This window comes from Rubellimicrobium mesophilum DSM 19309 (assembly GCF_000600335.2).
Classification (GTDB): Bacteria; Pseudomonadota; Alphaproteobacteria; order Rhodobacterales; family Rhodobacteraceae; genus Rubellimicrobium; species Rubellimicrobium mesophilum.
The window spans coordinates 36,807-48,593 of record NZ_KK088559.1; the positions used below are offsets into that span (position 1 = coordinate 36,807).

Consider the following 11,787-nt stretch of genomic DNA (forward strand, 5'->3'; position numbering starts at 1 on the left):
AATCCTGAGAGGGCTTGCGAATCAATATAAGGCATCCGAGGTGGGTGTTGCGCCCGAAGGGAGCACCGTTCGTTGGTCGATTTTCCTGTTAACCGGACCTAACGGATGGTTAACGTCCTGCCGGGCCGGAGGGCGTCGCGTCCCTGGCGCGGCGTGGGAGCGGCTTTGCGGGCCATGGTTCGGGAAAGGAAGGTCAACGGTGTCTGAACGTCCCGCGCTCGACGACTTCGACCGGCGCATCCTGGAGGCCGTGGGCCGCGACGGACGCATTTCGCTGCAGGACCTGGCGGCCCGCGTGGGGCTGTCCAAGTCGCCGGTGCAGGCGCGGCTCCGGCGGCTGGAGGCCAAGGGGGTGATCCGGGGCTACCGCGCGGTGCTCGACCCCGCCGCGATGGGGCGGGAGCACGTGGCCTTCGTGGAGGTGCGGCTCTCGGACACGCGGGAGAGGGCGCTGGCGGAGTTCAACGCGGCGGTGCGGGCGATCCCGGAGATCGAGGCCTGCCACATGATCGCGGGGAACTTCGACTACCTGCTGAAGGTCAGGACTAGCGGGATGCCGGAGTACCGGGCGATGCTGGCCGAGCACATCTCGACGCTGCCGCACGTCGCGGCGACCTCGACCTACGTGGCGATGCAGACGGTCAAGGAGGAGGGGTGAGGGTGGCGCCGGGCGCGGGGCTCGGCTAGGGTCGGCGCCGGCGCCCGCGTGGTGGAATGGTAGACACCAGCGACTTAAAATCGCTTGGCTTCGGCCGTGCGGGTTCGAGTCCCGCCGCGGGCACCAACCATATGCTTGCCGACGTTCGCCGAAGATCGACAAAGCCCCTGAATCCATGTAGTTTTAGAGCCACTTCGTCCGTGGCTGTCCGGCTCTGTTCGCCTAAAGCCACTGCGGAGTGGGGGCCTTTTTGGGGGCCTTTTTGGGGGCCTTTCTGGCGGGCACGGTTTGGGGGCCGACATGGCGCTGACGGACGTGGCGGTGCGGAGCGCGAAGCCGCGCGACAAGGACTACAAGCTCGCGGACAGCGCGGGACTCTATCTCCTGGTCGCGCCCTCCGGGGGCAAGCTCTGGCGGCTCAAGTATCGGATGCACGGGGTCGAGCGGAAGCTGGCGCTGGGGCGCTATCCCGAGATGACCCTGAGCGAGGCACGCAAGGCTCGGGACGCGGCGCGTGAGGCTGCGAGCGGTGGCGACGATCCCTCAGCCCTCAAGCGGCGCCAGCGCATCGCAGCGAGGATCGCGGTCGGGACCACTTTCGGCGACGTAGCGCAGGAATACATCGAGAAGGCCAAGCGCGAGGGGCGGGCGCCTGCGACCTTGACCAAGTTGCAGTGGGCGCGGGAATGGCTCCTGCCGATGATCGGGCACCGGCCGGTGGATCAGGTCGAGCCGCACGAGTTGCTGGCCGTGCTCAAGCGCCTGGAGACCAAGGATCAGCTCGACGCGAAGCGAGTCCGTTCCTTCGCCAGCCGGGTCTTCCGTTACGCCGTGGCGACGGCGCGGGCCAAGAGCGATCCCGCCGCCCTGCTAGTGGGCGCCGTCGCGGCCCCCGCCCCAAGAACCTGTCTGCCATTCTGGAGCCGAAACGTGTGGGCGAGCTGCTGCGCGCCATCGACGCTTACACCGGTCAGCCGATCACCCGCTTTGCCCTCGCCCTCTCGCCGCATGTCTTCGTCCGGCCGGGCGAGCTACGACAGGCCGAATGGGCGGAGTTCGACTTCGATGCGGCTGTCTGGCGCATCCCGGCCGCGCGCATGAAGAAGCGCCGCGAGCACGTTGTTCCCCTGTCCCGTCAGTCGCTCGCGATCCTCGGGCAAGCGCGGGCGCTGTCCGGCGGGGGGCGCTTAGTCTTTCCCGCGCTGGGCAAGCGCGACCGCTGCATGTCGGAGAACACCGTCAACTTGGCGCTGCGGCGGATGGGCTTCGGTGCCAATGAAATGACGGCGCACGGCTTCCGCGCCATGGCGAGCACGCTTCTGAACGAGTCGGGCAAGTGGTCGCCCGACGCCATCGAGCGGGCACTGGCGCACAAGGACAGCGATCAAGTGCGCGCGGCCTACCACCGGGGGCGCACTGGAAGGAACGGGTCGCCATGGCGCAGTGGTGGAGCGACCACCTCGACGCGCTGCGCGACGGAGCGACGGTGCTGCCCTTCCGAGCGGGAGAGCGCTGAAACAGCGAGCAAGCCTCGCCGTCTTGAAGTAGGGCCAGTAGCGCGGCCATAACCGACCTCATGGCTGAACAATGGATCGACGCGGCCACCGCGCTTCGGCTGGTCACAGACGTTACCCGTCCTTCCTCCCTCGCAAATGAGGTGCTATGTCGGCGCGCTTACGTCGGCCTGCTCCGGGCCAAAGCTCGCCTTCTGGTGATTGCGGGGCGCCAGCAGAGTAAGGACATTGACGTTGCTGCCGGCTTCTGGTGGGCCAAGGGACAGGCCGCTCTCGATCAGAATTGGGTTGCTGGCGACTTCGCGACTTGGATCGAAGGGCCGGCAGCGGCCCAATGGGAGATATTCGGTGTCACCTTCGCCCTGAGCGACGTGCTGGAGTTGCTGCCCGTTGAACAGCGCGCCGTAACGGCACGAGGACTATCGGTTGCCGGAAACCCGGCGTGGATCACGGCCCGCGCTGCACGCGCCGTCGCGTTCAAAGCAGGAATAGGTCGCCAGCATCTTAATGGCGCCATCCTAGAGCAAGCACGGCTGGGCTTTGTTGCAGCCCGGGCCGTCCTTGCCCAGCGCTTCGATGGCGCAAGGGAAGGTAAGCCATCGTGGGAGGAGCGGGAGTGGGACATCCCGAGCTCGTTCTGGCGACAGTTTCGGCATACCGCCATCGACACCCACGATTGGGAGCTTGGGCAGTTCGCGGGCATCGGGCCGGGGCCGAATGGGACGTGCCGGATCAAGCTGAGCGGGGTGCACTTCCTGGCCGAGTCGCTCCAAGTGCTGTTGCCGCCAAGCAAAGCTGAACCAGCGATTATGACCGCCTCAGCCGAAGCCTCGCCCACATCGAAGAGCGGCGGGCGACCCGCGCAGCCTTGGTGGGACGACATGTGGTGCGACGTCTGGGGCCTCATCTAGGAGGGCAAGCTGATCCCTAAGACGCAGGCCGACGTCGAGAACGCCATGCACTCTTGGGCGCAGGAGCGCGGGCATAACCCGGCCGAGTCCACAGTCCGGCTCAAAGCGCGCAAGGCGTTCAAAGTCTACTCGGACGGGGTCGAAAACCCCCCGGCCACGTAGTTATCGACGCTTTCCGACCCTTATCGGCCGACCCTGCCGATCCGAGTCGCCATGCTCTCCTGCATCCGCTGGCATGCGCCGGCGTCAGCACAGGAGCAGGACCATGGAACCCCTCGCGGTCTCGATCAACGACACTGCCAAGGCGCTCGGGCTCGGGCGCACCTCAATCTACGAGATGATCAAGGACGGGCGGCTCGACGCCTTCAAGCTCGGTCGCCGGACGCTGGTGCGGGTGGAGTCGATCCGCCGGCTGGTCGATGCCAAGGACTGAGGCGCCTCATGGCCGCGCGGCGCGTCAACCCCAACCTGATAAAGGTCAACCGCACCTATGCTGTGGCCGAACTGGCGGAGCGGCTGGAGGTGCACAAGAACACCGTGCGCCAGTGGCAGCGCGAGGGGGCTCCTGCCCATCGACACGGGCCGGCCGGTTCTTTTCCATGGCACCGCCGTCCGCGCGTTCATGAAGGCGCGGAACGCGGGCCGGAAGCGGCCCTGCGGCCCGGGGCAGTTCTACTGCTTCCGCTGCCGCGAGCCCCGCGCCCCGGCGGCGGGTATGGTGGACTATCTGGCCCTCAGCCCACGCGCCGGGAACCTGCGCGGGCTCTGCGGGAGCTGCGGCGCGCTCATGCACCGGCGGGCGCTCCTGGGCTCCATCGCCACCGTGATGCCCGGAGTGGCCGTCCAGATCGTGCAGGCCCCATAACGGCTAAAGGGGAGACCTAGCCCCTCCCTCATCTGTTACTTCACCCACCGAGGCCGAGCATGACCAAGACGAACGCCGCCAACGAGCGGATCAAGCGCGACTACTTCCGCTATCTGGCCGAGGCGAAGGGGCGCGACGAGGCCACCATCGACGGCGTGGCGAAGGCGCTCGCCCGCTTCGAGGCGTCCAGCCGGGCGCGCGACTTCAAGCGCTTCCACCGCGAGGCGGCCGTGGCGTTCAAGCGCGAGCTGGCCGAGGCAGCCAATGCCCGCACCGGCGAGCGTCTCAGCAGGGCCACCGTGCACGCCACGCTTCGGCACCTGCGGGAGTTCTTCTTCTGGCTGGCCCGCGAGCCGGGCTTCAAGCAGCGCATCGCCTACGCCGACGCCGACTACTTCAACCTCTCGGACAAGGACGTGGCCGTGGCACGCGCCCGGCGCGAGAAGCGGGTGCCCACCTTGGATCAGGTCCGGCACGTCCTCGCGTCCATGCCCACCGCCACGGCGCTGGAGCGGCGCGACCGGGCGCTCATTGCCTTTGCCATAGTCACGGGCGCGCGGATCGGGGCGCTGGCCTCCTTCCGGCTCGGGCACGTCGATGTGGCGGGGGGCTTTGTCGAGCAGGACGCCCGCGAGGTGCAGACCAAGGCCGCCAAGACCTTCCGCACCTACTTCATGCCGGTGGACGAGGGCGCGCTGGGCATCGTGGGCGAGTGGGTGGGCGAGTTGGAGCGGGACCATCTCTGGGGACGGAGCGACGCACTGTTCCCAGCGACCGAGATGGGGCTCGACGCCGCCGGCGGCTTCGTGCCGGTGGGGCTGCTGCGGCAGGGCTGGGCCACGAGCGACCCGGTGCGGGAGATATTCCGCAAAGCGTTCGAGGGCGCGGGACTGCCCTACTACAACCCCCCACTCCTTCCGTGACATGCTGGTGCGGCATGGCATGTCTCTCAGCCTAACACCCGAAGAGATGAAGGCTTGGTCACAGAACCTTGGGCACTCGGATGTGCTGACGACCTTCACCAGCTACGGACAGGTGCCCACCCACCGACAGGGGGAGTTGATCCGGGGCCTGAAGCAATCAGGGACAGGAGCCGACAATGGGCAACCCAGTGAGATGGAATTGCTGGAGGCGCTGGTCGCACGAGTGAAATCGCGCGGAATCTAGTGGAAGCCCAACGAGCCCTCGCTAGAGTGCGGCAGAGACGAGGTGCCCATGTTTGACGAGATCATCGCCGCTTACGGCAAGGACACGAAGGCAAAGCTGACGGCGGCAGCGATCAGCGGGGCTCCCGAAGACCAGCTCCGGGCACCTCTGGAAGGCTTGGTGAAGGGCCTCTCAGGGGTCCTGGGCATCGGCGCGGACAAGGTCACTCTAGTGGGTGAGACGACGCTCGCCAGTCTTGGCACCCGTCCCGACTACGCCGTGACCGTCCACGGCGCGCTGGTGGGCTTCATCGAGCTGAAGGCCCCCGGCAAGGGCGCCGACCCGCGCAAGTTCACGGACGCCCATGACAAGGCGCAATGGTCGCGGCTCAAGCTTCTCCCCAACGTCCTCTACACGGACGGCGAGAGCTTCAGCCTGTGGCAGGACGGTGCGCTCGTAGGTGGGATCGTCCGGCTGGAAGGCGACCTCGACGCGGCCGGCTCCAAGCTTGCCGCCCCGCCCTCGCTCCTTGATCGCTTCAAGGACTTCTTAGGCTGGTCGCCGATCCCGCCCAACTCGCCCAAGCAGCTTGCCGAGGTCGCCGCGCGGCTATGCCGCCTTCTCCGCGAGGAGGTGCTGGAAGAGCTGGATCATGGCGCGACGGCGTTCCTCGGCCTCAAGGAGGAGTGGCGGACGCTACTCTTCCCACAGGCCACATCGGACGAGTTCGCCGACGGTTATGCCCAAGCGGTGACATTCGGCCTCCTCATGGCGCGGGCGCAGGGCGTGGCGCTGGACGGGAAGATCGACCAAGCCATCCATGGGCTCGGGACGGGAACGCTGATCGGCTCCGCGCTTCGGCTCCTCACGGACGACAACGAGACGCAGAAGGCCCTCGGGCCTGCCCTGAAGTCGCTCCTGAGGGTCCTGGGAGCGGTGGACTGGTCCAAGCTGTCCAAGGGCAAACCCGAGGCTTGGCTCTACTTCTACGAGGACTTCCTGGAGGTCTACGACAACCGACTCCGCAAGCAGACCGGGTCCTACTACACCCCGCCCGAAGTGGTGGAAGCTATGGTGCGCCTCACGGATGAAGCGCTGCGCGACCCGGCGCTCTTTGACCGACCGATGGGTCTCGCGTCCACGGACGTGACCATCGCCGACCCGGCCACGGGCACTGGCACATTCCTTCTGGGTCTCTTGGACCGGATCGCGGCAACCATCGTGGCGGACAAGGGCGAGGGCGCGCTGCCCGGGGCATTGGCGGACGTAGCCAAGCGCCTGATCGGCTTCGAGCTTCAGTTCGGTCCCTTCGCGGTGGCGCAACTCCGACTCCTGGCAGAGATGAAAGAGCTTCTGCACCAAGAGGATGGTGGACCGTCGTCTAGCCCCGGGGCCAAGCTTCCGGTGCCGCGCCTCTACATTACGGACACCTTGGGCAACCCCTACCTCGCCGAGACGCAATTCTCAGGGCTGGTGGCGCCTATCGGCAAGTCGCGCCAGGAGGCGAATGCCATCAAGCGGGACACGCCCATCACGGTGGTGATCGGTAATCCGCCCTACAAGGAGAAGGCGAAGGGCCGAGGTGGCTGGATCGAGGCAGGCGGCACCGGGGCCAAGAAGCCCATGGACCTCTGGACGCCACCGGCCGATTGGAGCTTGGGCGCCCACCTCAAGCACCTCAAGAACCTCTACGTCTACTTCTGGCGCTGGGCGACATGGAAGGTGTTTGCGCCTGACCTGAGCGAGACGACAGGGCGGCCTGACGAGGACCGGGGCGGTATCGTCTGCTATATCACCGTGGCAGGCTTCCTGAACGGCCCGGGCTTCGCCAAGATGCGGGCGGAGCTGAGGCGCGACTGCTCGGCCATTTGGGTCATCGACTGCTCGCCCGAGGGGCACCAGCCGGAGGTGTCGACACGCATATTCCAGGGCGTGCAGCACCCCGTCTGCATCGTGCTGGCCGCTCGCGCGCCGGGGAAGGACCGGGAGACCCCGGCGCGGCTGCGGGTCCGCTCGCTGCCCGAAGGAAAGCGGAAAGCGAAGTTCGAAGCCCTCGCGGGCATCGGCCTTGAAGATGACGGCTGGGCGGAGGGACCGTCAGACTGGCGCGCGCCTTTCTTGGCGGAGAGCAAAGGGGCCTGGGCGGAGTTCCCAGCGTTGGACAGCCTCTTTGCATGGGACGGCTCGGGCGTGATGCCGGGCCGCACCTGGGTTATCGCGCCCGACGAGGAGTCGCTCCGGGCGCGATGGAAGCGGCTGGTGCAGGAGAAAGACCCGGCCAAGAAGGAGGCGCTGTTCTATCCCCACCAAGGCGGCGACAAGACGACCGACAAGCCAAGTAAGCACGGCCTGCACGGGCACGAGCATCGGGCCGAGCCCGTGGCGAGCGACAGCAAGGACGTGATAAAGCCGATGCGCTACGCCTTCCGCTCCTTCGACCGGCAATGGATCATCCCAGACAACCGCCTCTTGAACCGACCGAACCCGGACCTCTGGAGCGGCTGGTCGAAGCGGCAGGTCTACATCACAGCGCCCGAGGACCGGACCCCAGAAAACGGGCCGGCGCTAACCCTCAGCGAACTGATCCCTGACCTTCATCACTATCACGGCCGGGGGGGGCCGGGTCTTCCCACTCTGGCGCGACGCCGTCGCCGCGGTCCCGAACCTCAAGCCTGCGCTCCTCAGTCACCTTGCCTTTGCCTACGGTAAGCCCGTCGCACCCGAGGACCTGCTGGCCTACGTCGCTGCGCTCCTCGCCCATCCGGCCTTCACGGCGCGTTTCGCGGAAGACCTTCGCCGCCCCGGCCTGCGAGTGCCGCTGACGGCCAAGCCTGCGCTCTTTCTGAAAGCGGCCGCGCTTGGGCGCGAGGTGGTCTGGCTCCACACCTACGGTGAGCGCTTCGCCGATCCGGCGCAGGGCCGCCCCAAGACCTCGCCTCGAATGGCTCCGGGCACCGGCCCCTTCATCCCGGCTGAAGGCGTGATCCCCGACGCGCCCGAGCCGCTGCCCGAGGAGATGCGCTATGATGCGGCGACGCGGCGGCTTCATATCGGCAAGGGCTTCGTGGCGAACGTCCCGCCCGAGGTCGCAGGTTACGAGGTCTCGGGCCGCAACGTGCTGGAACGCTGGTTCAGCTACCGCCGCCGCGACCGCTCGCGCCCCGTGATCGGCGACCGCCGCCCGCCCTCACCGCTCGACAGCATCCAGCCCGACCACTGGCTTTCGGGCTACACCGACGACCTCTTCGACCTGCTGCACGTCCTCGGCCGGCTAGTGCTGCTGGAGCCCGCTCAAGCGGCGCTGCTGGAGGAGGTCTGTAAGGGGCCTATGCTCACAGCCGCCGCTCTGGACGGAGCCGGTGCCTTCAGCGCCGCGCCGGCTGGGGGTAAAGCCATGGCCTCGGATGCCGCCATCGGCGACCTGTTCGGCTAGGGGCTTCTGCGCCCTCGCATGGGGTCACAAGAGTGTTCGGGGGCCTCTTTGGGGGCCTTCTACAGGCGAGATGAAAAGAAACTCTAGCTGATCAGCCGGTTAGAACGACGTTTTGGGTCCCGCCGCGGCACCAGCTTGCGATCCGGGGTTCGCGGGAATCGCGGGACCTTGGAGGGAAGGCGGTCCCTGCGGGTCGAGCGTCCTGTCCTCAGGCTGGGGCCGACCTCAGCCGATGAGCGTCAGGATGTCCTCGCAGACCTCCTCGGGCGACCGTCGGCCGGTGTGGATGGTCGTCGTGGCCAGGCGCGCGTTCGAGGGGCTCGTCAGGAACCCGCGGTTGAGCTCGGCGACCTCCTCGCGGCCGTCGGGCGGGACGCGTTCGGACAGGATGCCCAGCGACTCCTCGAGGTCGGGCGAGGGCAGGAGCAGGATCACGTGCGGCACGGGAGCGAGCGCGGCTTGGACGCGGGCGAACAGGGCCTCGTCGTCCTGCACCGAATGGCCGGCGCCGAAGTCGATGATGCTGTCGGGGAAGTCGGCCAGGGCCCCCTCGACGGCGTAGGTCTCGAAGGGCTTCCAGTAGGCATAGCGCGCCAGCGGCCCGTCCTCGCGCTCGCGCCGCTTCTGCTCGGCAAAGTCGAAGCCGATCCGGAAGTAGTAGTACCACCTCACGGCATCGAGCGGGATCTGACGTCGGCCCATCCGCTCCGCCAGAAGCCCGGCCACGCTGGACTTGCCGGCCGCAATGGGTCCGATGAGCACGATCTGCGCCATCCACGCCTCCTCCGGGTCGAGTGACGGCAGGATGCCGGACCGGGGCGGCTCCGTCGAGCGCTGCGATTCGGGTCGGGCGAGGGTTGCGCCCGGCGCCAGGCCTGCCGGCGCAGGGGCCCCGCCCGATCAGGAGGGGGCGGGCCCCGTGCTCGCGCGCAGGACCAGGTCGAGCGGCAGGACCTCGCGGCCCTCCGGCATGGCGTCGTCGAGGATGGCGGCCACCGAGCGCTCGGCGATGCGCCTGTAGGGCTGCTCCATGGTCGTGAGCGGCGGGGTGGAGGAGGCCGCCTCCGGCACGCCGTCGAAGCCCACGACCGAGACGTCCTGCGGCACCCGCAGCCCCTGGCCCTCAAGCCAGGCCATGGCGGCCAGCGCCAGCCGGTCCGCCATGGCGAGGATGGCCGTCGGCGCGGTCGCCCGGTCGGCGAAGAGGAGGGCCAGGGCCTCTCCGACGTTGCCGCCGTTCCGTCCGATGGCGTGGACGGGCACCTCGGCCTCGGGGATGCCGGCCTCGGCCAGCGCGGCCCAGTAGCCGCGCGCGCGCTCCAGGACGTTCATGGACCGGGTGGCTTGGACCTCCCGGGGCGTCACCCGGCCCGGGCCGTCGCCCAGCGCGAAACCGAGGACGGCGAATCGCCGATGCCCGAGCTCCAGCAGATGCCGGGCCGCCGCTTGGGCGCCGCCGAAGTCGTCGATGCAGACGGCCGGCACGTCCGTGTCCCTGGTGTCCAGCGAGAGGGAGACGAAGGGCAGCCCCCGGCGCTGCGTCATCTCGACGAGGAACTTGCGTCCGCTGCCGCTGAGCAGGAAGCCGTCCACGAGCGCGCTTTCGATGTTCCAGCCCGTCGGATGCTCCTCCGTCACGGAGACGAGCGCGAGGCCGGCCCCCCGGGCGTCGCAGACCTCGGCGACCTCGGTCAGGATCCGTCGCGCCCATGGGTCGCGGAACAGGTAGTCGAGCGGCTGGTCGGCGGCGAAGCCGATGGCGTTGACCTTGCCCGAGCGCAGCAGCCGCCCGGCGGGGCTGGGCCCCGCGTAGCCCAGGGCGCGCGCCGCCTCGCGCACGCGCTCGCGCACCTCGTCGCGCACGAGCTCGGGCCGGTTGAAGACGTTCGAGGCGGTGCCGTGGGACACCCCCGCCGCCTCTGCCACATCCTTGAGCCTGATCGTCTTGGTCATCTCTCGCGCGTCCCGCCGCTGCCTGGCCCAGCGGGAGCCAGCCCACCGTTTGAACCGATTCAAAAAAAGTCTTGACGAGATGGTAGCACCTGAGGTTGAATCGGTTCAAGTAGTGAGAACCTTACACGTCGTCGCATTCGCTTTGCTTGTTGGAGGCCGTTTTGGCTCAGCTAGGTGTCGTTGTTTCCCCGTCCCCTTGGGCCCAGGCCTATGTCGGCCTGCCCTACATCCTCGGCGTCGGCGAGTGCGCCCACAGGGCGGCCCTGGTCTGGCGCCAGGAGTTCGGCTTCGAGATCGAGCCTCCGCCGGCCCATGGCGACATGAGCGTCGCGCAGCGGCACATCGAGGCCGAGCTGGCCAAGCCCGAGTGGGTCCGGGTGCGCCGGCCCCTGGAAGGGGACGGGGTGGTGATGTGGAAGGGCGACCGCGTCTGCCACGTGGGCGTCTGGGTGGCGCCCGGCCACGTGCTCCACTGCACGCGCAAGGACGGCATGGTGCTGACGCCCGAGGAGGACCTGCCCAGCCAGGGGTTCCGGGTGTTCGGCTACTTCCGCCGGCAGGAGCAGCAGCCCATGGCCGCCTGAGGGGCGGGTCGGGCTGGCGCATGGGCCGGAGACCGAAGCCGCCGCGCGGCGTCGGCCCTGGGCGGGTCGCCTGAACCGGCCCGCCGCCTGACGCGTTGCGATGGCGCGGAGGCCAGGAAGCATGGACGAGCGCAAGGTCGAGACCGCCGCCGTGGCGGTCCGGGAGACGGCGGAGCAGACGCAGACCGCGGCGGAGAACGCCGCCAGCGCCGCCCAGCACGCGAGCGCGGCCGCGCGCCAGACGACGCAGGCCGCCAGCCGGACCTCCGCGGCGGCCGAGACCTCGGCCGTGGCCGCCCAGACCACGGCGCGGGCGGCCGTCATCACCAAGGACAGCGCCGAGCGGCGCACCGAGCTGGCCGGGGACCGCACGGTCTTCGCCGCCGAGCGCACCTATGCGGCCTGGGTGCGGACGGGCCTGGTGGGCCTTGCCGGGGGCATCGGCGCACGGGCGCTCCTCGACGGGCTGGTGCCGGACTGGATGGCGCTGGCCCAGGCCTCGGTGCTCATGCTGTTCGCCATCTTCTGCTTCATCGCGGGGGTCTGGCGGCAGCTCTTCAAGGTCGAGCCGGAGGCGCCCGACATCGACCGGCTGCCGGGCTGGCTGCTGATCGGCGTCAACCTGTTCCTGGCCCTGGTCGCCGCGACGGCCCTTCTCGGCATCTGGGCGGGCGGCCCGGCCTGAGATGGCCGACGGCCTCGCCGGTCGGGAAGGGGATTCCT

At 68.7% G+C, this 11,787-nt stretch carries 12 protein-coding genes, 1 tRNA gene and 1 pseudogene; 12 read left to right on the forward strand and 2 right to left on the reverse strand.

The annotated features are described in order from the left end of the window. Nucleotides 1-199 precede the first annotated feature (199 nt). The 10 genes and pseudogenes from RUMESO_RS06370 (at nt 200) to RUMESO_RS27735 (ending at nt 8,527) form a co-directional block, all read left to right on the forward strand. On the forward strand, nt 200-658 hold the full coding sequence (locus RUMESO_RS06370) for an Lrp/AsnC family transcriptional regulator (protein ID WP_037279010.1): 459 nt from the start codon (nt 200-202) through the stop codon (nt 656-658). Nucleotides 659-700: 42 nt separating this feature from the next. Then, nucleotides 701-784: transfer RNA gene (locus RUMESO_RS06375), tRNA-Leu, on the forward strand. A gap of 174 nt (nt 785-958) precedes the next feature. Continuing rightward, nucleotides 959-1,528 (forward strand): annotated as a pseudogene (locus tag RUMESO_RS28395) (tyrosine-type recombinase/integrase); the annotation flags it as partial. 62 nt (nt 1,529-1,590) lie between these two features. Further along, entirely contained in the window at nt 1,591-2,226 is a 636-nt protein-coding gene (locus RUMESO_RS26940; RefSeq protein WP_425414877.1) for a tyrosine-type recombinase/integrase, read from the forward strand. Nucleotides 2,227-2,234: 8 nt separating this feature from the next. Beyond that, nucleotides 2,235-3,083: a hypothetical protein gene (locus RUMESO_RS06385; RefSeq protein WP_037279011.1), complete on the forward strand. Its 849-nt coding sequence runs from the start codon at nt 2,235-2,237 to the stop codon at nt 3,081-3,083. Between the two features lie 265 nt (nt 3,084-3,348). Further along, nucleotides 3,349-3,516: a helix-turn-helix domain-containing protein gene (locus RUMESO_RS06390; RefSeq protein WP_037279012.1), complete on the forward strand. Its 168-nt coding sequence runs from the start codon at nt 3,349-3,351 to the stop codon at nt 3,514-3,516. 189 nt (nt 3,517-3,705) lie between these two features. Beyond that, nucleotides 3,706-3,948 (forward strand): hypothetical protein, encoded by a 243-nt coding sequence (locus RUMESO_RS06395; protein WP_037279013.1) that lies wholly within the window; start codon nt 3,706-3,708, stop codon nt 3,946-3,948. Between the two features lie 59 nt (nt 3,949-4,007). Next, on the forward strand, nt 4,008-4,871 hold the full coding sequence (locus RUMESO_RS06400) for a tyrosine-type recombinase/integrase (RefSeq protein ID WP_211262805.1): 864 nt from the start codon (nt 4,008-4,010) through the stop codon (nt 4,869-4,871). A 292-nt stretch (nt 4,872-5,163) separates the two neighbouring features. Next, the gene (locus RUMESO_RS27730; protein WP_211262806.1) at nt 5,164-7,803 is read left to right on the forward strand and encodes a type ISP restriction/modification enzyme; all 2,640 of its coding nucleotides are present in this window, start codon (nt 5,164-5,166) and stop codon (nt 7,801-7,803) included. Beyond that, nucleotides 7,697-8,527 carry a type ISP restriction/modification enzyme gene (locus RUMESO_RS27735; RefSeq protein WP_281177542.1) on the forward strand — a complete coding sequence of 277 codons (831 nt, stop codon included), beginning with the start codon at nt 7,697-7,699 and terminating at the stop codon, nt 8,525-8,527. The genes RUMESO_RS27730 and RUMESO_RS27735 overlap by 107 nt, the downstream gene beginning before the upstream one ends. 225 nt (nt 8,528-8,752) lie before the next feature. On the opposite strand, the gene RUMESO_RS06410 is transcribed toward RUMESO_RS27735, so the two are convergent. After that, nucleotides 8,753-9,301, reverse strand: coding sequence for a nucleoside/nucleotide kinase family protein (locus RUMESO_RS06410; protein ID WP_037279015.1), 549 nt, complete (start codon nt 9,299-9,301; stop codon nt 8,753-8,755). 126 nt (nt 9,302-9,427) lie between these two features. Further along, the gene (locus tag RUMESO_RS06415; protein ID WP_037279017.1) at nt 9,428-10,480 is read right to left on the reverse strand and encodes a LacI family DNA-binding transcriptional regulator; all 1,053 of its coding nucleotides are present in this window, start codon (nt 10,478-10,480) and stop codon (nt 9,428-9,430) included. A gap of 161 nt (nt 10,481-10,641) precedes the next feature. Here RUMESO_RS06415 and RUMESO_RS06420 point away from each other — a divergent pair, with 161 nt between their 5' ends. Both RUMESO_RS06420 and RUMESO_RS06425 read left to right on the forward strand, forming a co-directional pair. Continuing rightward, entirely contained in the window at nt 10,642-11,064 is a 423-nt protein-coding gene (locus RUMESO_RS06420; RefSeq protein ID WP_051521084.1) for a hypothetical protein, read from the forward strand. Nucleotides 11,065-11,185: 121 nt separating this feature from the next. Further along, nucleotides 11,186-11,749, forward strand: a complete 564-nt coding sequence (locus RUMESO_RS06425; RefSeq protein ID WP_082483394.1) for a YidH family protein — start codon at nt 11,186-11,188, stop codon at nt 11,747-11,749. Nucleotides 11,750-11,787: the final 38 nt, after the last annotated feature.

Coding starts and splice junctions, on each gene's coding strand:
- RUMESO_RS06385 (WP_037279011.1), top strand. CDS start 2,235: ATGGCTGAACAATGGATCGACGCGGCCACCGCGCTTCGGCTGGTCACA.
- RUMESO_RS06390 (WP_037279012.1), top strand. CDS start 3,349: ATGGAACCCCTCGCGGTCTCGATCAACGACACTGCCAAGGCGCTCGGG.
- RUMESO_RS06395 (WP_037279013.1), top strand. CDS start 3,706: ATGAAGGCGCGGAACGCGGGCCGGAAGCGGCCCTGCGGCCCGGGGCAG.
- RUMESO_RS06400 (WP_211262805.1), top strand. CDS start 4,008: ATGACCAAGACGAACGCCGCCAACGAGCGGATCAAGCGCGACTACTTC.
- RUMESO_RS27730 (WP_211262806.1), top strand. CDS start 5,164: ATGTTTGACGAGATCATCGCCGCTTACGGCAAGGACACGAAGGCAAAG.
- RUMESO_RS06410 (WP_037279015.1), bottom strand. CDS start 9,301: ATGGCGCAGATCGTGCTCATCGGACCCATTGCGGCCGGCAAGTCCAGC.
- RUMESO_RS06415 (WP_037279017.1), bottom strand. CDS start 10,480: ATGACCAAGACGATCAGGCTCAAGGATGTGGCAGAGGCGGCGGGGGTG.
- RUMESO_RS06425 (WP_082483394.1), top strand. CDS start 11,186: ATGGACGAGCGCAAGGTCGAGACCGCCGCCGTGGCGGTCCGGGAGACG.